The organism is Porphyromonas canoris, from assembly GCF_000765975.1.
Taxonomy (GTDB): Bacteria; Bacteroidota; Bacteroidia; order Bacteroidales; family Porphyromonadaceae; genus Porphyromonas_A; species Porphyromonas_A canoris.
In genome coordinates, this window is record NZ_JQZX01000008.1 from 105607 (window position 1) to 126962 (window position 21356).

15 protein-coding genes and 1 riboswitch are annotated in these 21356 nt (G+C 48.8%); of the genes, 10 read left to right on the top strand and 5 right to left on the bottom strand.

What is annotated here, in order from left to right; translation table 11 throughout:
* Window positions 1–32 precede the first annotated feature (32 nt).
* From HQ29_RS03465 to HQ29_RS03500, 7 genes are all read left to right on the top strand, one after another.
* A complete protein-coding gene (locus tag HQ29_RS03465) occupies window positions 33–2876 on the top strand; it encodes a M16 family metallopeptidase (RefSeq protein ID WP_036867867.1) in 2844 nt (947 codons plus the stop codon).
* Between the two features lie 491 nt (window positions 2877–3367).
* Window positions 3368–3489, top strand: a riboswitch (TPP riboswitch).
* A gap of 138 nt (window positions 3490–3627) precedes the next feature.
* Window positions 3628–3828, top strand: coding sequence for a sulfur carrier protein ThiS (gene thiS / locus HQ29_RS03475; RefSeq protein WP_036848169.1), 201 nt, complete (start codon window positions 3628–3630; stop codon window positions 3826–3828).
* A 56-nt stretch (window positions 3829–3884) separates the two neighbouring features.
* Window positions 3885–5657, top strand: coding sequence for a phosphomethylpyrimidine synthase ThiC (thiC, locus tag HQ29_RS03480; RefSeq protein ID WP_036867568.1), 1773 nt, complete (start codon window positions 3885–3887; stop codon window positions 5655–5657).
* Window positions 5658–5699: 42 nt separating this feature from the next.
* The gene (thiE, locus tag HQ29_RS09845) at window positions 5700–7697 is read left to right on the top strand and encodes a thiamine phosphate synthase (protein WP_052089757.1); all 1998 of its coding nucleotides are present in this window, start codon (window positions 5700–5702) and stop codon (window positions 7695–7697) included.
* Window positions 7698–7709: 12 nt separating this feature from the next.
* Window positions 7710–8480 carry a thiazole synthase gene (locus tag HQ29_RS03490; RefSeq protein ID WP_036867570.1) on the top strand — a complete coding sequence of 257 codons (771 nt, stop codon included), beginning with the start codon at window positions 7710–7712 and terminating at the stop codon, window positions 8478–8480.
* A gap of 28 nt (window positions 8481–8508) precedes the next feature.
* On the top strand, window positions 8509–9618 hold the full coding sequence (gene thiH, locus HQ29_RS03495; RefSeq protein ID WP_036867572.1) for a 2-iminoacetate synthase ThiH: 1110 nt from the start codon (window positions 8509–8511) through the stop codon (window positions 9616–9618).
* Window positions 9609–10334 (top strand): HesA/MoeB/ThiF family protein, encoded by a 726-nt coding sequence (locus HQ29_RS03500; protein WP_036867574.1) that lies wholly within the window; start codon window positions 9609–9611, stop codon window positions 10332–10334. The genes thiH and HQ29_RS03500 overlap by 10 nt, the downstream gene beginning before the upstream one ends.
* A 287-nt stretch (window positions 10335–10621) precedes the next feature.
* Here HQ29_RS03500 and HQ29_RS03505 read toward each other — a convergent pair whose 3' ends face one another.
* Genes HQ29_RS03505 through miaA form a run of 4 tightly spaced genes read right to left on the bottom strand, consistent with a single transcriptional unit; the run spans window position 10622 to window position 14800 of the window.
* Window positions 10622–11527: a glycosyltransferase family protein gene (locus HQ29_RS03505; RefSeq protein ID WP_036867576.1), complete on the bottom strand. Its 906-nt coding sequence runs from the start codon at window positions 11525–11527 to the stop codon at window positions 10622–10624.
* A gap of 16 nt (window positions 11528–11543) precedes the next feature.
* Window positions 11544–13025, bottom strand: coding sequence for an arylsulfatase (locus HQ29_RS03510; RefSeq protein WP_052089759.1), 1482 nt, complete (start codon window positions 13023–13025; stop codon window positions 11544–11546).
* Between the two features lie 36 nt (window positions 13026–13061).
* Window positions 13062–13871: a 3-deoxy-8-phosphooctulonate synthase gene (gene kdsA, locus HQ29_RS03515; protein ID WP_036867578.1), complete on the bottom strand. Its 810-nt coding sequence runs from the start codon at window positions 13869–13871 to the stop codon at window positions 13062–13064.
* Complete coding sequence (gene miaA / locus HQ29_RS03520) at window positions 13868–14800, bottom strand: tRNA (adenosine(37)-N6)-dimethylallyltransferase MiaA (RefSeq protein ID WP_036867580.1); 933 nt, start codon at window positions 14798–14800, stop codon at window positions 13868–13870. Before miaA ends, kdsA begins: the two co-directional genes overlap by 4 nt.
* A gap of 727 nt (window positions 14801–15527) precedes the next feature.
* On the opposite strand from miaA, the gene HQ29_RS03525 reads away from it, so the two are divergent.
* Genes HQ29_RS03525 through galK form a run of 3 tightly spaced genes read left to right on the top strand, consistent with a single transcriptional unit; the run spans window position 15528 to window position 19121 of the window.
* On the top strand, window positions 15528–16595 hold the full coding sequence (locus HQ29_RS03525) for an aldose epimerase family protein (protein WP_036867582.1): 1068 nt from the start codon (window positions 15528–15530) through the stop codon (window positions 16593–16595).
* Window positions 16596–16622: 27 nt separating this feature from the next.
* On the top strand, window positions 16623–17933 hold the full coding sequence (locus tag HQ29_RS03530) for an MFS transporter (protein WP_036867583.1): 1311 nt from the start codon (window positions 16623–16625) through the stop codon (window positions 17931–17933).
* 33 nt (window positions 17934–17966) lie between these two features.
* Window positions 17967–19121 carry a galactokinase gene (gene galK, locus HQ29_RS03535; protein WP_036867584.1) on the top strand — a complete coding sequence of 385 codons (1155 nt, stop codon included), beginning with the start codon at window positions 17967–17969 and terminating at the stop codon, window positions 19119–19121.
* A 93-nt stretch (window positions 19122–19214) separates the two neighbouring features.
* Here the strand turns inward: galK and HQ29_RS03540 are convergent, their stop codons facing one another.
* Window positions 19215–20531 carry a mechanosensitive ion channel family protein gene (locus HQ29_RS03540; protein ID WP_052089765.1) on the bottom strand — a complete coding sequence of 439 codons (1317 nt, stop codon included), beginning with the start codon at window positions 20529–20531 and terminating at the stop codon, window positions 19215–19217.
* Window positions 20532–21356 lie beyond the last annotated feature (825 nt).

Sequence of the window (21356 nt, forward strand, 5' to 3'; positions counted from 1 at the left end):
CAAAATTCATCACTAATACGTACAAAACCAAAATGAATCTAAAAAAACTAATCTCAAGAGGAGTGGCTCTTGTGGCGCTACTCTGTAGTTTCGGAACAGTGGCTTATGCTCAAGAGATTCCGACAGACCAAGAGGTTCGTGTAGGTAAGTTGGACAATGGTCTCACTTACATCATTCGTCGCAACACCGAACCCAAAGAACGTGCCCACTTCTACATCGCTCAGAAAGTAGGTTCCATTCTTGAAGAAGACTCTCAAAGCGGTTTGGCTCACTTCCTCGAGCACATGGCTTTTAACGGAACAAAGAATTTTCCGGGCAAGAACCTTATAAATTATCTCGAAAAAGTAGGTGTGCGTTTCGGTTACAATCTCAACGCATATACCGGTTTTGACGAAACCGTTTACACCATCATGGACGCTCCTACTACCCGTCAAGGCATTGTGGACTCCTGCCTGCTCATCTTGCACGACTGGTCCGGATGTATCTCTTTGGAAGAAAAAGAGATCGACGCAGAGCGCGGTGTGATTACCGAAGAATGGAGAGGCGGTCGTAACGCATTCTCTCGAATGCTTGAGAAAGTTCTACCTAACATCTTCCCTGAAGGCAACCTTTATGGCAAGCGTATGCCTATCGGTAGCATGGAAGTAGTCAACGGCTTCAAGTATCAAGAGCTTAGAGACTACTACAAGAAGTGGTATCGCCCGGATCTTCAAGGTCTCATCATCGTGGGGGATATTGATGTAGATTATGTCGAAAACAAGATCAAAGAGATTTTCAAAGACATTCCTGCTCCCGGTCCGGATGCTGCCGAGCGTGTATATACTAAGGTTGAAGATCACCAAGAACCCCTTATAGGTATTGCCACAGACAAGGAATCTCCAATGACTTTACTCATGCTCAACTACAAGAGAGACGCTCTTTCAAGAGAAGATCGTGCTTCTATCAAGGGCATTCTTTTGGAATACTTTTCCTATGTGGTTACTTATGCCATGAACGAACGCTTGGAAGAGATCGCACATAAACCTAATGCACCATTCCTCGGAGCCGGTGTCGAAGATGGCAGTTTGCTTGGTTTTGCAGTAACCAAAGATGCTTTTGGCTTTACGGCACAAGTAAAAGAGGGCGGACTTAAAGAGGCTATGAACGCACTGGTGGCAGAGAAGAACAGACTTATAAAATACGGTATCACTCAAAGTGAATACGATCGCGCCAAAACAGAGTTCCTTAAAAACCTCGACAATGCAGTGAAAGGCAAGGCAAACCGTAAGAATGCTTCTTATGCCGAAGAGTATAAAGAGTACTTCCTTAAAGGTGGTATGCTCCTCACTCCGGAGACTAAGAAGATGATGTTCGACCAGCTTGCTCCAAACATTCCTCTTGCAGGACTCAATCAGTATGTACAGCAAAGCCTTATCGCTCCATACGACAACCTTTCCATCATGGTACTCGGACCGGAGAAAGAAGGCGTGGAAATGCCTACAAAGGAAGCCGCTTTGGCGATGTACAAAGAGGCCAACGCGATAGCGGTAGAGCCTATCAAGGAGACTGTTTCAAACGTTAAGTTGATGGAGACGCTGCCTAAGCCCGGCAAGGTAACCAAAGTAGAGAAAAACGTATCCTTTGGTGCAGACAAGTGGACACTTAGCAACGGTGCCGTGGTTTACGTCAAGCCTACAACATTGAAAGAGAACCAGATCCTTTTGAGCGGTCGCAGCAAGGGAGGTCTCCTGCCTTATTACGAAAAAGAGTTGGATAACGCCAAAGTATTCGGTTCTGCCATTGAAGTGGGTGGATTGGCACAGTTCTCTGCAACAGACCTTCCAAAGGTTCTTGCAGGTCGTTCTGCTTCCGTATCTACATCGGTAGACTATGTTGGCGAAAACGTATCAGGATCATCTACAAAGGACGACTTGGAAACCATGTTCCAGCTTCTTTACCTCAACTTCACAGCCAAGCGCACAGACAAAGAAGCTTATCAGGCATTCAAAGAACGCACCATCAGCAACCTCAACAGCCAAAAGGCGAACCCTATGTCCGTATTGCCGGATAGCATCTCCGCTACAATCTTCAACAACGACAAGCGAGTGGCAGCTCTTTCTGTAGAGAACCTTGAGAAGGCCAACTACGACCGCATCATGGAGATCTACAAAGAACGTTTCTCCAATGCAGGCGACTTCACTTTCGCACTTGTGGGTAGCTTTACAGAAGAAGAGATTAAGCCTTTCGTAGAGCAGTATATCGCCTCTCTTCCTGCCACTAAGGTCAGAGAAAAAGCAATGGGTAATAAAGTTCCCGGAACTGCTGCAAAGGGTAGAGTAAACCACTTCACCAAGACAGTGGATACACCTCTGGCTGTCGTTGTGGATCTTTATGCCGCAGATGGTAAAATCTCTCTTGAAAACGAACTCAAGATGGATCTTCTTACAGCTGTCCTCAGCCAACAGTACACCAAATCCATTCGCGAAGAAGAGGGAGGTACTTATGGCGTATCCGTAAACGGCTCTTACAGCAGATACCCTGTGGCTACAAAGAGACTCAACATCGTCTTCAACACAGCTCCTGAAAAGGCAGAAGCTCTCAACAACAAAGTGAAGAGCGAGCTTAAGGAAATGGCTGAAAAAGGCATAGACAGCTCTTACCTTGAAAAAAGTATCCTTAACATGGAGAAGAACTACCACGAACGTCTCAACGAAAACTCATACTGGTTGGGTCTTATTTGGAGGGATATCGAGCATGGTGAAGACTTCCACACAGACTACTTGAAGACATTGAAGTCCATCACTCCTCAAGACATACAAGCCTACCTCAAGGAAATCCTTGCAAACGGCAGATACTTTGAAGTGGTATTCAAGGGCGTAAAAGAAGAAGGCAAATAAGCAGATCCGTCACGGATCAATACCCTGTATCCCAAAAGGAGAGAAGAGGCGCAATGCCTCTTCTCTCCTTTTCTCTTTCCGGATTCTCTGCTTCTACTCTTGCTCTATTCCATACATCTTTCTCTCCCGAACCTGTTTACAAAAGAGATTTAATACGAACAGATCTTCTCTTGAACCTTTCTACATTTTCCATTCAAGCCCTGACTTTTGATAGTCAAGGTTTGAATGTTGGAAGTCAAGGCTTGATTTCCGGTATTCAAACCTCGATTTTCACTTTTTAATCTGTTAAAGAGCTGAAGTGTACACGTTTAGAGAGACTCTTAGACACGTTTGGAGAAAAATGGGTGGGGGTAAAAGGGGGGCAGGAGAGGGGATCAAGAGTGGAGATGTCTCTTTTCTTGCCGTCTGTCGGCTACTTTTTTATAAAAAACATTTGATCTTTCGGGAAATAGTGTACCTTTGTGCTCGGTTAGGCAAAAAGACTAACCCATCAACATTCTTGGGGGTGCCATATATATGGATCTGTGTAAGCAGAATATCGTGTATAGGCTGAGATGATACCCGTAACCTGATCCGGATAATGCCGGCGTAGGGAAAAGAAGTCTTCATCATACGGTGGCGCGTTTGCGCCATGGTTGCAGCTTTATATTTTGTCCATTTTCCCCTTTGATATTCATGGTGGTTAAGTCTTCGGCTTAGCTGCCTTTTTTTATTTGTATGCTTGTTTAACGTATTAAATCTACGGGGAAATATGGAGATTACACTCAACAGAGAACGGATAGAGATACCGGAAAACAGTTCGCTGGAAACCATCCTGAAAGAGCATGGATGGGAGAATGGGCATGTCGCCGTCGCTATCAATAAAACCATCATCAAGCGTACGGCATGGGCAGAGACCATAATCCGACCGGGAGATGATATACTCATCATCGGAGCAGTACGGGGCGGATGAACCACACAACGCAGAAAACATATCACACAATAACATCAAAAAGAAAAAGCTATAAGATGAGAGCAAAAGACCAAACAGAAAATCTGACTATTTCGACAGGGCCTCTGCCCGGCAGCGTAAAGATCTACGTTCCCGGCAAGATGCACAATATTAGAGTGGCGATGCGCCGTATAGATCTCTCTCCTACTATTGACGACAAAGGTGTACGGACAGAAAACGAATCGGTAGTGGTGTACGACACTTCCGGTCCTTATACAGATCCGGACTATCATGCGGATCCACGCAAGGGACTGCCCAAGCTCCGCCAAGAGTGGATAGCCGCTCGCGGAGATACGGAGAGGTTGGAGAACCTCACTTCCGAATATGGTCGAGAGCGTCGTGCAGACAGTCGTCTCGATTATCTTCGCTTTGAACACCTGGAAGATCATCCGCTTGTGGCGCAGGAGGGCAAGTGCGTTACACAGCTGGCTTATGCCAGAGCCGGCATCATCACTCCCGAAATGGAGTATGCGGCTATCCGTGAAAATCAGCTCTGCGATCAGATCAAAGGGCAGTACAAGAAGGAGAAAGGGGAGTCGTTCGGCGCACATCTTCCGGAGCTTATCACGCCGGAGTTTGTCCGTGAAGAGATAGCAGCCGGGCGTGCCATCCTGCCTGCCAATATCAATCACCCCGAAAGCGAACCGATGGTTATAGGGCGGAACTTCCTGGTAAAGGTGAATGCGAATATCGGGAACTCGCCTCTGACCAGCTCCATTCAGGAAGAGGTGGAGAAGGCAGTGTGGGCCATTCGCTGGGGAGCGGATACAATAATGGATCTCTCTACCGGTCGCAACATCCACGAAACACGTGAATGGATTGTGAGAAACTCGCCCGTACCGGTGGGTACAGTGCCTCTCTATCAGGCTTTAGAGAAGGTAAAAGGGGATGTTTCCAAGCTCAGCTGGGAGATCTACAAGGATACTCTCATAGAGCAGGCAGAGCAAGGGGTGGACTACTTCACTATCCATGCCGGTCTTCGTTGGCAACACATTCCGCTCACAATGAACAGGCTTACCGGCATAGTCTCTCGTGGAGGAGCCATTATGGCGAATTGGTGTACGATGCACAAGCGGGAGAGCTTCCTTTACGAACACTTCGAGGAGATTTGCGAGATCCTTGCACGCTACGATGTGGCGGTATCCATCGGTGACGGTCTTCGCCCCGGAAGCATTGCGGATGCCAATGATGAGGCGCAGTTTGCCGAGCTTCGCACACTGGGAGAACTGGCTCGCATTGCAGACCGACACAATGTGCAGGTTATAATCGAAGGACCCGGACACGTTCCCATGCAGAAGATAAAGGAAAATATGGAGCTGCAACTCGAACTCTGTAATGAGGCTCCATTCTACACGCTTGGCCCGTTGGTTACAGACATTGCACCGGGATACGACCATATAACATCCGCTATCGGAGCAACCATGATAGGGTGGTACGGCACATCCATGCTCTGCTATGTTACACGGAAAGAACACCTTGGTCTTCCGAACAGAGACGATGTAAAGGAGGGTGTGATTACCTACAAGCTGGCAGCTCATGCGGCAGACCTTGCCAAGGGACACCCTTCGGCTTACTTCAGAGACTATGCCATGAGCAAGGCTCGATACGAATTCCGCTGGAGAGATCAGTTTCACCTCGCTTTGGATAGCGAGACCGCACTGAAGTTTCATGACGAAACACTCCCGGCAGAGGGGCATAAGACGGCTCACTTCTGCTCGATGTGCGGAGAACATTTCTGCTCTATGCGTGCGTCCAAAAACCTGCACAACAGAATAAAAGAGGAAGCATAAACAGGAGAAGAACACATCTATTCCCTAACGAGACAAGGAACAATGCTTATAGTAATAACACCTCCCGATGCTTCCCCTAAGGTTATAGGCAGATACAACAGTCTGTTTGCCTTGGGATTGGAAGCCCTTCATCTGCGACTTCCGAATGCTTCTCGTGAGGCTTACGAAGCGGCAATATGCGCCATCGAGCCGGAGTATCGGCACAGAGTGGTGCTTTGCGACTATTTCGATTTGGTGGAGACCGCCGGAGTTGAAGGAATTCATCTCCGCCCCGATCGTCTTTCCGAGTATGCGGAATGGCAGAAGAGAGTGGGGCGCATATCCGTTTCTGCTCACAGCATAGAGGAGTTGCGCGCATTGCCGTTCGTGCCTTCGTATGCCCTTTTGAGCCCTCTGTTCGACAGCATATCCAAGCCCGGTTATCGGGGAAGTCTGGATAGAGAGCAGTGCAGAGCCGAACTCGCCTCGCTTCCATTCCCGGTCATCGCTTTGGGTGGTATCACTCCGGAGAGGGCTGTCCGGATTTCGGACTGGGGCTTTGCAGGCTGTGCCGTTCTGGGATACCTCGCAGAGGCAGGGGAAAATCTTGAAGAGGCTTTTCTCCGACTTCCTCGTCCCGAAGTGCTTACCATCGCCGGGCATGATCCCTGTTCGGGTGCAGGCGTGGCGGCAGATATAAGAGCCATAGAGGCTTTGGGCGGTTATCCCCTTTCCGTTATCACGGCTCTCATGGTGCAGCATGAGCTTCATTTTGAGAAGTGTCTGCCCATACCCGCCGAGCAGATAAAGGCTCCTCTGAAATGTCTTTTGGAAAAACATCGTCCGTTGGCTGCCAAGATCGGACTTGTGAGTTCGCTTGAAGACGCTCTTCTCATCGCTTCGGTGTTGAAGAAGAACGGAGTAAGGCATATTGTTTGGGACCCTGTATTGAAAGCGTCAGCCTCGGATAATGCGCTCCATGAACGTTGGGAGGAAGATGTCTTGGAGCAGCTGTTGGAGAGCATCACTCTTATAACTCCCAATCTTCCGGAGTGTCAGCGGTTGTTTGGTACCGTTCAGCCGGAGAAGTTGATGGTTTTGGCTCAAAAATATCGTGTGAATATCCTGCTGAAAGGAGGGCATGGAGATTTTTCCGAATCATCTTGCGTGAAAGATATTCTCCTGTTGTCGGATGGTACGAGCCGCGTCTTCACCGTTCCTCGTACCCCTTGGGATAAGCATGGGACAGGATGTGTCCTCTCCGCAGGTATAGCCACACGACTGGCGCAAGGGTACGATCTTCCGACGGCATGCCGTTTATCCCAGCTTTTGGTGGATGCTCTTCGTCGCTCCAATGCCACTCTCCTTGGCACTCATGACCATTCGGGCTTGCTTTCCAAAAAGGCGAGACTATCGGCGTGCCGTTTGCAGTATATCACCGACAGTTACGACAAAGAAGAGGTATTGAGCCGGGCGAAAGCTGCTCTTGATGCCGGAGTGAGATGGATTCAGCTTCGGATGAAAGAGGCAACCTCATCGGAGAGGCTTTCTTTGGCTCTTCCGCTGAAAAAGTTGGTGGACAGCTACGGCGGTACTCTCATTATCAATGATGATGTCGAAGTGGCTCTTGCCTGCGATGCACATGGCGTGCATTTGGGTTTGAAAGATATTGCGCTATCGGAAGCTCGCAAAAGATTGGGACCTGATAAGATTGTGGGAGGAACATGCAACCGACCGGAAGATGTTGCAATGAGGGCTCTCCAAGGCGTGGACTACGTGGGAGTGGGACCTTACAGACATACGGAGACAAAGAAACTCTTGAGTCCGATACTGGGGAAAGAGGGTATGCAGAGATTGGTTGCCTATAACCGGCAGCTCCCCCTGCCTCTTCCTCTCTTTGCAATAGGAGGTATCGTGAAGGAAGATTTGGGAGAACTTGCGGGGATGGGAGTACAAGGCGTTGCGCTTTCGGGGCTTATCAACCGTGCCAAGTCTCCCTACGAAGAGAGTGTTACCCTTGTCGAGGCAGTGAATAGAGAATTTAATAAACCAAAGAGATAGAGATAAAAAAGTATGGAAAAGCTTATCATAGCAGATCAGAGCTTCTCGTCCCGTCTGTTTTTGGGCACCGGGAAGTTTGCTTCCAACGAACAGATGTATCGGGCAATAGATGCATCCGGGTCGGAGCTGGTAACCGTGGCATTAAAGAGAGTGGAAACGGACAATGAGCATGACCGTCTCGTGGAAGCGATAAGACGCCCCAGAGTGCAGTTGATGCCCAATACATCCGGAACGCGGAACGCCGAAGAGGCGATCTTTGCAGCACGTTTGGCATACGAGGCATTCGGCTCCCGTATAATAAAGGTGGAGATTCATCCCGACCCCAAGTACCTTTTGCCCGACCCGTTCGAGACGCTTAAAGCCACGGAAGTATTGGCTAAAGAGGGGTTTATAGTAATGCCTTACATTCAGGCTGATCCTATCTTGTGTAAATATTTGGAGGAAGCAGGAGCGGCGGCGGTAATGCCTCTCGGTGCTCCGATAGGCACCAACAAAGGGCTTTCTACTCGTGATCTGCTTAGGATCATTATCGAACAGAGCCGTGTCCCGGTAGTGATAGATGCCGGACTTGGTGCTCCCTCTCATGCGTCGGAAGCGATGGAGATGGGGGCGGATGCAGTGCTTGTCAATACCGCTATTGCCAGTGCAGGCGATCCCGTAGCAATGGCAAGAGCGTTCAAACTTGCCGTAGAGGCAGGGCGCATAGCCTATGAGGCAGGACTGCCGGCGGTGATGAACTGCGCGTCTGCAACTTCTCCGATAGACGGATTTTTCAACGATTAAGATATGCCAACCTGAAACAAGAGAGACGATGACCTTTTATGATGAACTGATCAAGCACGACTGGGATACCGAAGAGAATTCCATTTTCAACAAGACAGACCGGGATGTGCGGATAGCTTTATCCAAGGAGAGTTGCACTCCGGAAGATTTCAAAGCCCTTATCTCTCCCGCCGCAGAGCCGTTTCTAAGAGAGATGGCGAAGAAGGCAGAAGAGCTTACACTGAGACGTTATGGTCGTACCATCCAGATGTACATTCCGCTTTATGTATCGAACCACTGCTCCAACTCTTGTGTCTATTGCGGTTTCAACTGTCATAACAAGATTCACAGAGTAAAGCTGGAAGTGGATCAGGTGATGGAAGAGATAGAGGTACTGAAAAGGTGGGGCTTCCGACATCTTCTTCTTGTATCGGGAGAAGCTCCTCGTCTGACGGATGCGGACTACTACGAGAAGATCGTAAAAGCCGTGCGTCCTCACTTTGCGCAGATCTCTTTGGAGGTTCAGCCTCTTCTGACGGAAGAGTATGCCCGCTTGGTCGATGCCGGTATCAGCTATGTCTGTGTCTATCAGGAGACCTATAACGAACGCACCTATCCGGACTTTCATCCCCGCGGACAGAAAGCAAACTTCCGCTTTAGGCTGGAGACTCCCGACCGTTGCGGTACTGCGGGAGTGAATAAAATAGGTATAGGTGCTCTGCTCGGACTTCAAAACTGGCGTACCGACTCTTTCTTCACTGCCCTTCATCTGCGTTATCTGGAGCGCTCTCACTGGAGGACCAAATACTCCATCTCTCTGCCTCGATTGCGTCCTCATGTCGGATCTTTCATGCCGAAAGATCCTATCAGCGACAGACAGATGGCACAGCTGATATGCGCTTACCGTATCTTCGACCCGGAAGTTGATATATCTCTTTCCACCAGAGAGAGTGCGGAGTTCCGGGACATGGCAATGCGCATAGGCGTTACGACGATGAGTGCAGCCTCGAGCACAGAGCCGGGCGGATACGCTTCCGCTCCTCACAAAGAGCTGGAACAGTTTGTCATAAACGATGGCAGAAGCGTGGAAGAGATAGCGGCGGCAATCAGAGCAAAAGGATACGAACCTGTGTGGAAAGACTGGGACGAATGGATGTGAACACTTCTCTTCAAGCCTCTTTCTCGGAGAGATACCGGAGGCAGACCATGCTCCCTGAGATCGGAGAGGCGGGACAACGCCGGCTCTCTTCCAAGAAAGTATTGGTCGTGGGTGCGGGCGGACTCGCTTCTCCCATCCTTTACTATCTCGTCGCAGCCGGAGTGAGGCAGATCGGGATTGTCGACTTCGATACCGTGAGCCTCTCCAACCTCCAGCGTCAGATCCTTTATCGGGAGGAAGATCTGGGCAGACCGAAAGCCGTTGTAGCGGCTGAGCGTCTGCACAAGCTCGATTCTGCCTGCTTGCCGATCGCTTACAACGAACCTTTCTCTACGGAGAACGCAATGCGCATAGCCGCCGGATATGACCTTTTGATTGACGGCTGCGACAATCTTGCCACTCGCTACCTGATGGATGAGACGGCTGCGGCGCTCTCCATTCCGTATCTGTATGGAGCCGTGTCGGAGTTCACCGGTCAGACCTCGCTGTTTCACCACAACGGCAGTGGCGGGTATCGCGATCTTTTTGCCGACTACGACCCTGCCTCCGACCGTTCTGTCGTGGGAGTGCTTGGGGCTACTGCCGGCGTGATCGGCTCATTCATGGCTGCCGAGGCGGTCAAAGTTCTGCTCGGACTCCCTTCCGCTCTGTCGGGAAGGATGCTCAGGGTGAATACTTTGACGCTCGACATCGACCTCTTTGACATTGCGCCATAACAGGAAACAGAGAAAACCGCAAAAACAATTCCAAGAAAACACCGCAAGAATCGGATGTAAGCCACATCATTTTTTTATTCAGGCTTTATCCCGTTGGTTTCAGAAGTTTTTTCTTTTCGTTTCGGAGTGGCGTTTCTTCTTCTTTCAAAGCCGTTTCGGAGAGGAGCAAAAGGGCAGCCGGAGAGCGATTCCGGATATAAAAACATCAGCCGGGCGAGGATCTCTTCCGGCTGATGCTGCTATGTTTTGGGGATTGACGGTTGGAGTCTGCGCTCCTTGCAGGGCGTTTAAGAGAACAACTTCTTAGGGTATTCGCCCTCATCCACAAGCTTTTGGAGCTTTGCCACCACTTCCGGACGGTCTTGCGCATAGGTTACACCGAACCACTTGGAGGTCGTATCGAGTACTTTGCAGGTGGCTTTCCCGTCTCGGATCAGATTGTTTACCACCAAGGGGATATAAAATTCGCCCTTCGGCTTGTTGATGTTTTCACGCAAAAAGTCTACAAAAGCCGTGGTCGAGTGAGCAAAATAGTCCGGAGTGAACCCCCACATATTCATGGAAACGGGAGTGAGTTCGTCCGTCTCGACCTTCTCGCCATTGTCTCCGGTGAAGCAGATCTTGCCGTCCACTCTGGCAACATCGGTACGCTCCACAACGGTCGTGAGGTAGCCGTCGGCATCCTTTTCGCACACACCGCGGGCCACCGTACCGCTCTCGGAAAGCGTGTTGCCGACCCGATAACCCACCATGCAGTATCTTCCTGTGGTGCCTGCCATGTTGCGAAGCTCTTCGGCAAGGACTTCAAAGCTGTTCCTGCCGTAGAAGTCGTCTGCATTGATCACGGCAAACGGCTCGTCGATAACGCTCTCGCCCATCATCACGGCATGGTTCGTTCCCCATGGTTTCTCTCTTCCTTCCGGAGCTTTGAAGCCTTCCGGCAGGGCGTCTATCGCCTGAAAAACCACCTCCACAGGGATGTGCTTCTCATATTTTGAGACAATGATCTTGCGGAAATCTTCTTCAAAATCTTTTCGGATCACGAAGACAAGCTTTCCGAAACCGGCACGGAGAGCATCGTAGATAGAGTAGTCCATGATGGTTTCTCCGCTTGGACCCACGCCGTCGAGCTGTTTGAGTCCGCCGTATCTGCTGCCCATTCCGGCAGCGAGAACAAATAGTGTTGGCTTCATATCTTATATCTTATGTTTAGTTTGTGGTATCCTTTTGTGCTTGACTGCGCTTGAGAAAGGAGGCTCGACCAAAATCGAACAGCTTCGACTCCGTACGCTCCCTCTCCATGATAGCTTCAAGGCTTTTCGCCACCTTCGGATAGCGGTCGATGAGGTTCTGTTCCTCCCTGATGTCTTTGGCAATGTTGAACAGCTCTAGCTTGGGACCGCCTGTCGCTATCCGGGTTCGGATCAGCTTCCAATCGCCAAGACGTACCGCCTGTTTGCCTCCGTCTTCATGAAACTCCCAGTAGAGCGTGCGCTTCGATAGCTTCGGCTGCTTCTTCCCCATGAATAGAGGCAATATGTTGTGCCCGTCCGTTTTGGCAGGCAGCGTGCGTCCCACCATGGCGGCATAGGTCGGCATCAAATCCCAAAAGGCTATCGGGGTCTCTTCTCTCCTCGATGCCGGGACGAGTCCGGGGCAATAGACCACGAACGGAACGCGTATGCCTCCTTCGTAAAGGTCTCTCTTCACACCGCGCAATGAACCATAGCTTTTGAAGTAATCCGGATCCGCTCCGCCTTCTCTGTGCGGACCATTATCGCTGGTTACTATAATGATGGTTCTTTCTGCCATTCCGAGCTCCTCCACTTTCCGCACCACTTCTCCGACGTACGCGTCCAGCTGCGCAACCATTGCGGCAAAAGAGGTGTACGGACGCTCCGATGCGGGGTAACCGCCCCTGTAAACGAACGGCTTCTCCTCCGGAAACTTCCCGATGTATGAATGGTAGATGGAGTCGTGAGGCAGATTAAGCTCTGCATGCGGAAGCGTATAGGTCAGCATTGCATAGAACGGTTTATCTTGATGATGCTCTATAAACTGCAATGCCCGGCGGTGGATCTCATGACCCGAAAAGGTCTTCCTGCCGTCGTTTTCATTCTCCGGGTAGAACACTTTTCTGTCATTATCCCAAAGGTAAACGGGGAAATAACGGTGAGACATCCGCTGACAGTTGTAACCGAAAAACTCATCGAAGCCCATCTTGTCGGGTGTCGCTTCCGAGCCGGGATAGCCTAATCCCCACTTCCCGAATATTCCGGTTGCATAGCCTGCACTCTTGAAGAGCTTGCCGAGGGTGTAAGTGGTGCTGTCTCCCACCGGTTCCTGTCCTTCGGGAGCTATCTCTCTGTTGCCCCTCACGTGGGTATGTCCGGTATGCAAGCCGGTGAGCAGACTTGCCCGCGATGGTGCACTTACGGATGTTCCGGCATAAGCCTGCATGAAAGCCGTTCCTCTCTCTGCGAGCCGATCTATTTCGGGTGTCCGAAATTTCTGTTGCCCGTAGAAGCTGAGATCGCCATAGCCCAAGTCATCGGCCATGATATAGATCACATTGAACAGCTTCCCATCTTTTGTCCTTAGAGGATGTTGCCCTTTCTGCATAGCGACAGCCGGAGCCACCAGACCTGTAAGCAGAGCGCTTGCAGTAAGGATAGAGGCTTTCTGTTTCATATCTCTTTCGGGGTCTAAATCTTTTGTTCTAATCTTTTACTGTCGAGCTACCGCCTCCCGTATGCGAACACACAAGGCAAGCAGCTCTTCTATCTTGGACAAAGGTAGCATATTAGCCCCATCCGACAAAGCCTTTGAGGGGTCGGGATGAGTCTCTATAAAGAGTCCGTCCGCACCCACTGCGATGGCGGCGCGAGCGATGGTCCCGATAAGATGCGGTAAGCCTCCCGTCACGCCCGAAGAGGAGTTGGGCTGTTGCAGAGAGTGGGTTACATCCATCACCACAGGGTGTCCCGTCTCCTGCATTATGGGGATGCTTCGGAAGTCTACCACCAAGTCTCCATATCCGTGCGTTGTTCCTCTGTCCGTCAGAATCACGTTAGGGTTTCCGCTTTCGGTGATCTTGTCTGCGGAGAAGCGCATGCCGGAGGGAGACATGAACTGTCCTTTCTTCACGTTTACTACCTTTCCGGTCTTGGCGGCAGCCACCAAAAGGTCTGTCTGTCTGCACAGAAACGCCGGGATCTGAAGCACATCCACGTATGCCGCAGCCATTTCCGCCTCGAAAGTCTCGTGAATATCCGTCACGGTAGGCAGGTCGAATGTCTTGCCTGCTTCGTGCAGAATCTTCAACGCTTTCTCGTCTCCTATTCCGGTAAAGGAGTCCAGCCGTGAGCGGTTTGCTTTTCTGTAAGAACCTTTGAGCACGAGCGGAATCTGTAGTCTTTCTGTTATCTCCTTCAGCTTTTCTGCCGTGCGCATCACTGTATCCCTGTCTTCTATGGCGCAAGGACCGGCAAGCAGGAAGAAGTTTTTGCTTGAAGTAAGTCTTTCCAATAGGGTCATATCTCGTTTTGTTTTTGTTTTATTCTGTCCAATATCTTTTGTGCCGTCTCTGCCGGAGTGGCTTCGGGCGTTACCCATTCCACGTTAAGACCTCGCTTCGGCATGCCTCTAAGCCATGTCATCTGCCTTTTGGCAAACTGGTGTATGGCTATTTCCAGCTGAGAAACAGCCGCTTCACGGTTTAGCTTACCCGTCAGATAGAGAGTGATGTATCTGTATTCGAGTCCGTACTGCAACAGCATCTCTTCCGGCACGCCGGCACGCAAAAGCGCTTCGATCTCCTCTATCATCCCCTCTTGCAGACGGGCATGAAGCCGTTCGGTGATCCTCTTTCGTCTCAGCTCTCTGCTGATCTCTATTGCAAACAGGTCGTAGCTCAAAGGAGTGCCTTTGTGCGGAAGTGTTCCGGTGTGGGGGTGTTTGGCTATCTCCAGTGCCCGGATCACACGCTTTCGTGAAGAGGTATCGGTGCTATTGTGAAGAGTGGTGTGTGCTTTCAGCTGCTCTATCAGCTCTTCGAGGCTAAAGGCTTCGAGACTTTTTCTAAACAGAGGATCTTCCGGCACATCTGCCATCTCGTAGGCGTTCAGAACAGATTCGATGTAAAGACCGCTCCCGCCGCAAAGAATCTTCGGAGTCTCTTTAGGTAGCGCATTCATCACTTCGGCAAAGTCCTTTTTATACCTGAAGATATTGTACTCCTCGCCCGGCTCGCAAATGTCGATGAGATAATAGGGGATATTGGTCCCGTTGATGATGTAGTCTGCCAGGTCTTTTCCTGTTCCTATATCCATTCCTCTGTAAACCTGTCGGGAGTCTCCACTCAGGATGACACCTCCCATAAGCAGTGCGAGGTGGGCTGCCACGGCTGTCTTTCCGCTTGCTGTGGGTCCCATGATCACCACCAAATCTTTCTGCGCCTTGTTCATAGAACAAAGATAGCGTTAATGATAGATATTAAGAACTGCTTCAGAAAAACTCCCCAACAGCATAAAAAGTTCCTTTGAAGCGATTAACTTTTTCAAACCAAGCCCCGATTTGCAGGCAACAAGGCTTGAAGCCTGCCGGTCAAGGCGTGATTTCTGCCGGTCGAGCCTTGAAATGGGGAAGCGAAGCGGTTTAGAGAAAGATTTGATAAGGGATAAAAGTTTTTACAAACGGGTTTGAAAAAGATTCTCCAAAGGTTTGGGCGAAAAGCACTAAAGGTTTCGGGAAAAAGCACTAAAGGTTTTGGGAAAAAGCACTAAAGGTTTTTGGAAAAAGCACTAAAGGTTTTGGAGAAAAGCACTAAAGGTTTCGGAGAAAAGCACTAAAGGTTTTGGAGAAAAGCACTAAAGGTTTTGGAGAAAAGCACTAAAGGTTTCGGGGAAAAGCACTAAAGGTTTTGGAGAAAAGCACTAAAGGTTTTGGAGAAAAGCACTAAAGGATAAGCCCCGGCAGATAAACATCGCTGTTACGTGGGATGTTCTTATCGAAGAGATGCTCTCTTCAATGAGTAATATTTCAGTCCGAATACAGGCAAAAACAGAAATTCTTTGAATAATATTCGGGAGTAAGTGGAAATAAATTATTCCCGTCTCTCTGTTTAGAACTTTTACAGCAAGAATATCAACAAAAAATAGTACTTTTGAATGAGTATAAATATTACATACAGATATGAGCAATATTCATATTCCACAAAGGAACTTATTTAAGACCTCTCATGAGGGAAAAGAGGTGGATCTTTATCACCTATCCAACGGAAAAGGCGTAGAGGCCTACATTACCAATTTTGGCGCAAAAGTAGTTTCACTGATCGTTCCGGACAAGGACGGCAACCGTGTGGATGTCGTTTTGGGACACGACTCTCTACAAGAGTTCATAGACTCCGAAGAGCAGTATTTCGGCGGCATCTGTGGCAGATATGCCAATCGTATCAACAACGGATCGTTTACCATAGACGGCAAGACCTTTTCGCTACCGCTCAACCAGACTTCCAGCTCGCTTCATGGCGGTATTCAAGGGTTCAACGCCAAGGTTTGGACGGTAAAGAATGCCACACCGGACACTCTCGTGCTTGAGTATGTCTCTGCCGATGGAGAGGAAGGCTATCCGGGCGAACTCACTACAACGCTCACCTATAAGATGACCGGCGAAGGAGCTTTGCACATGACTTATGAGGCAACAACCACGGCACCTACTGTACTGAACCTCACAAACCACTCCTACTTCAACCTTTCCGGTGCGGGCGATGCTTCCATCCATGATCACGTCCTTACCATTCAGGGCAAACACTACCTGCCTACGGATCAGACGGCAATCCCTTACGGCAAGCCGGAATCGGTGATCGGTACTCCGTTCGACTTCTCTACACCGCATACCATAGGCGAGAGAATAGATACACCGATAGACCAGCTCATCTGGGCGAGAGGCTATGACCACTGCTACGTAATAGATAAACCGGAAGGAGAGTACGGGCTCTGCTGCCGCTGTTCATCGCCCAAAACCGGTATCGTATTGGAGGTATTCTCTTCCGAACCGGCTATGCAGGTGTACACCGGAAACTGGATGACCGGAAATATCAGAGGGAAGTTCGATCAGCGTTATCCTGCTCGTTCGGCGGTCTGTTTCGAGACACAGCACTATCCGGACTCTCCAAACCGTCCGGAGTATCCTTCTACTCTTCTTCGTCCGGGCGAGATGTTCCACTCGGAGAGCGAGTTCCGTTTTTCTGTCGAGAGATAATAACTAAAAACAATAATAGAAATCAGTATGACTACAAATCAAAAGCAAAGCTACACCGTACCATTTATAATAATGGTGGTGCTTATGTCGCTTGTCGGACTTATCACGAGTCTTAACCAGCAACTTCAGAAACCAATGGAGGCGGCGTTCCTGATCAAAGGGGGCGAGTACACCAATACTTTTACCACTCTGTTGGTTTTCTCTTTCTTCCTTGCCTATCTTGTGATGGGTACTGTGAGTGGCAGATTCATCGAGAAGAACGGCTACAAGAAGACACTTATACTGGGTCTCTCCATCCTTGTGGCGGCTTTCGGTCTTTATGAGATCTCTGCTTATGTGTTCGATAAATTCGACATCGTAAACTTTCAAGCCACTCTGGACGAAGCAAGAAGTACGGAAAACTTCAAGTACACAGGGCCTATCGAACTGCCGATGGCTTATTACATCTTCTTGCTTGCAGCGTTCGTGGCAGGTACTGCACTTACTTTCCTTCAAGCCGTAATCAATCCGTACATTGTGGCGTGCGACGTTAAGGGAACATCCGGAGTACAACGCCAGACCATCGCCGGTGTGGGTAACTCCACAATGACCACCATCGGTCCTCTTTTTGTTACCGCTGTGATCTTTGCCAATCAGGATGTCCTCAACATCAACATCACTTCTCTCTACATCCCCATCCTTGTTCTGATGCTTATGGTAGTGGCTATCATCGCTGTGTTGCCACGCCTTAACCTCCCTACTATTGCAAGTACGGAGAAGAAAGCAGGCGAGGTTCTTACAGAGAGTGTATGGAGTTTCCGCCACTTGACATTGGGTGTTATCGCCATCTTTGCATACGTAGGAGTGGAAGTGGCAGCAGGTTCAAACATCAATCTCTACGCTACCGACCTCGGCTTTGACCTTAAAACCGCAGGCAAGATGGCTTCTCTCTACTGGTTCGGTATGCTTGTGGGTCGTCTGCTTGGCAGCTTCCTCAGCAAGGTGAAAGCCAATACTCAGCTCATGGTAACCTCCATAGGTGCCACGCTGTTCATCGTCGCTACGATGATGACCAAGAACCCTTGGTTGCTTGTAGGTGCCGGTCTTTTCCACTCAATCATGTGGCCCGCCATCTTCTCCTTGGCTGTCGAAGGTCTCGGACGCTATACCTCTAAAGGTTCGGGCGCTCTCATGATGGGGGTAGTAGGTGGAGCGGTATTGCCGTTCGTACAAGGTGTGTTGGCAGATAAGATTGGCGGCTGGGACTGGACATGGCTCCTCGTGATAGCCGGTGAGATCTATCTTCTCTACTATGCACTTGTAGGCTATAAGGTACTTAAACGCGACAAGGGTGCGTAACCCTTTTACAATATAAATAAACAATATGAAGCTATGGAATTAGATTTCGTAAGAAGTAGATTCATCAAGCACTTCGATGGATCTACAGGGGAAGTGTTCGCTTCTCCGGGACGTATAAATTTGATAGGAGAACATACAGACTATAACGGGGGCTTTGTATTCCCCGGTGCGATAGATAAAGGCATGATGGCTGAAATAAAGCCAAACGGTACAGATAAAGTGCGCGCCTACTCGATAGACCTTAAAGACTATATCGAGTTCGGGCTCGGACCGGATGATGCTCCACGTACATCATGGGCGAAATATATCTATGGTGTCTGCCGTGAACTCATCGAACGCGGTGTGGAAGTAAAGGGATTCAATACCGCTTTTGCGGGTGATGTTCCTCTCGGAGCAGGTATGTCTTCTTCCGCTGCCCTTGAAAGCACTTACGCTTATGCGCTCAACGAAATGTTCGGAGGCGGTAAGATAGATAAGTTTGAGCTTGCAAAGATCGGACAAGCTACCGAACACAAATATGTGGGAGTGAAGTGCGGCATCATGGATCAGTTTGCCAGCGTATTCGGTAAGAAGGATCACTTGATCCGTTTGGACTGCAAGACGCTTGAACATAAATATTTCCCATTCCATCCGCAAGGTTACAGACTTGTCCTTTTGGACTCTGTCGTGAAGCACGAACTCGCTTCTTCTGCCTACAACAAGCGTAGAGAGTCTTGCGAAAACGTAGTGAAGGCGATACAGAAACGCCATCCGGAAGTAGAGTTTCTACGCGATGCCTCCATGGCGATGCTCGAAGAGGTGAAGAGAGAAGTATCTTCAGAAGATTACATGCGTGCGGAATACGTCATCGAAGAAGTACAACGAGTACTTGATGTCTGCGATGCTCTCGAACGCAACGACTATGAAACCGTAGGACAAAAGATGTACGAAACACACGAGGGAATGAGCAAACTCTACGAGGTGAGCTGCGAAGAGCTGGACTACTTGAACGATATAGCAAAAGAGTGTGGCGTTACCGGCTCTCGTGTTATGGGCGGTGGCTTCGGCGGCTGTACCATCAACCTTGTGAAGGAAGAGCTTTACGAACTCTTTATCGAAAACGCCAAGAAGATGTTCAAAGAGAGATTCGGCTACGAACCTAAGGTGTACAACGTTGTCATCAGCGACGGTTCTCGCAAGATAGACTAAGAGCAACTTACTTCATTTATAAAGAAAGAATCATCTTGGAAAAGCAGTAGCTTACCAAGATGATTCCTTTTTTATGCCCTTTTACAAGAGTTCTTACTTCCCCTTCTTACTGATATTCTCAACGTAGGTACGCAGTTCCGCAGGGTCGGGGATCTGTACACCGTCGAGGCTGTTGATGTTTTGGAAGAGATCCAGATCGAAATACTTTACCACGGCAAAGACATGATCGAAGACATCGCTCACGATCGCCTCATACTCTACCCACACCACCGTGTTTGTAAAGAAGTAGAGCTGCAACGGCAGACCACGATCTTCCGGATCTCTCTGGCGCACCATCAGCGTGTAATTTTGGTTTATCTTATCATTGTGTTTGAGATACTCCACAATATATCTTCTGAACAGACCAACGTTTGTCAGGCGACGCATACTTAGCGGATCGTTCTCGCTTACTTGTGCATTCTGCTCACGAATTTCATCCGTAACCTTAGAGATATACTCTCCAAGCGCAGCAGTGTTTTGAAGACGGGAGATCAGTTCGTCATCCGCATACCTTATCGTCTTCATATCCACATATACACTTCTCATACATCTACGTGCTCCGGTGTCTTGCATAGCACGCCAATTGATCACCGGATCCGCTACCAACGCATAAGGCGGAATGGTGTACATCGTATTGTCGAAGCCTTTGATCTTCACCGTTGCCAACGAGATCTCCACCACGTCTCCATCTACATTGTGTTTTGGGGATGTGATCCAGTCGCCCACGCGAATCATATCATTGCTCGATAGCTGTATGCTTGCCACAAAGCCCATAAGCGTATCTTTGAAGACCAGAAGCAGTACGGCAGAGAGGGCAGCCAAGCTTCCGAAGACCGTCTTCATGTCTATGTTGAAGATGAGAGAGACGATGTAGAGGACACCGATACAGTACACGATGATCTTAAAAACCTGGAACAGGTTCACGAACGGCGTATTGCGGTACTTCTCCGAAGAGAGCATTCCGCTCCTTATAGCATCGAGAGCGATGTGGAAGATCTGGATGATGAGTATCGCTATGTATATGCTACAAACTATTTCGAGCAGATTTCTGAACATATTGTCCTCCATCGGAAAGGGGAGCGACAGCAGATTGGAGAAGATCGAAACCGAGCAGATGCGTGTGATCTTCGAGAGAAGTTTACGGCTTTCTACCCTCAGGTCTTCCAAAGCAGAGAGTCTGTCCAGTATTTTTGGAAGGAGTCGGACAAAGACTATACGCAGAAGCAGCTCCACCAAAACGGTAAAGAGGAGTATGACACCGATGATCAGCAGAGGGCGCAGAATGCTTCCCGTCCCTCCATCTGCCGTATCTGTGGGGATGATATTGAGCTTGGAGATAATCTCGTTCAGGAACAAACGTATTTCATTCATGGATGTTTGGATTTAGTTTCAGTGAAACAAAGATAACACCCCTACCTCTATTGAGCAAACGGAAAGAGCATCGTTTTTGCTCCGAATTATTCGCTTTTCCTGGTGTGCACTTTTATATAAAAATGGAGTGCGGAGAAGCTCTCCAAAAATCGAATCTCGTACTCCTACTTTTAGGGAATAAAATAGATAAATGAACTTAATTCTCTAATATCTAATCAGATACAGAAAATCGCGAATTTGGAAAAAATTTTTTCTCAGTCCGTTTCATAGGGCTTTTTCGCGTTAATAGCTGTAAATTTTAACACCTGTCTCTGTAAACGTTTCCTAATAAAGAAATTTGCCTTTTCAGGCACATTTTGGGGTAAAAATACGTAGATTGTTGATTCTTAGTGTTTTAATGTTTTTGGCTAAACACGTTAATCGAATCCGGTAAACGTGTTCAATGAAATCGGTAAACGTGTTCATTGAAAAATTAAACACGTTAAGCCGAAAGAATATGCTCGTTTAGCGTTTTGGATGAACGGGTATCGGAATTTGTGTTAATAAAACAGCCTGAATTTAACAGTTCGGTCGTGTTCTGAAAACGACCCCTCCGATCAAAATAGAGAGCCGAAAAAAAGTGAGCATTTTTCGGTATGGAATATATAAAAATGAGGTGCCCCGAAACCTCTTAAAAGAGGATTTCAGGACACCTTCAAGAGTCAAGAAAAATCTCTGATTTCGGCGGAAAGAAACTTTCAAAACTTCCGACCGACAAGACGACTTACAAAAAAGCGAACCGGGAACAGCTCCGACGGTTCGGTTTTTCGCTCCGGATCCATCTGC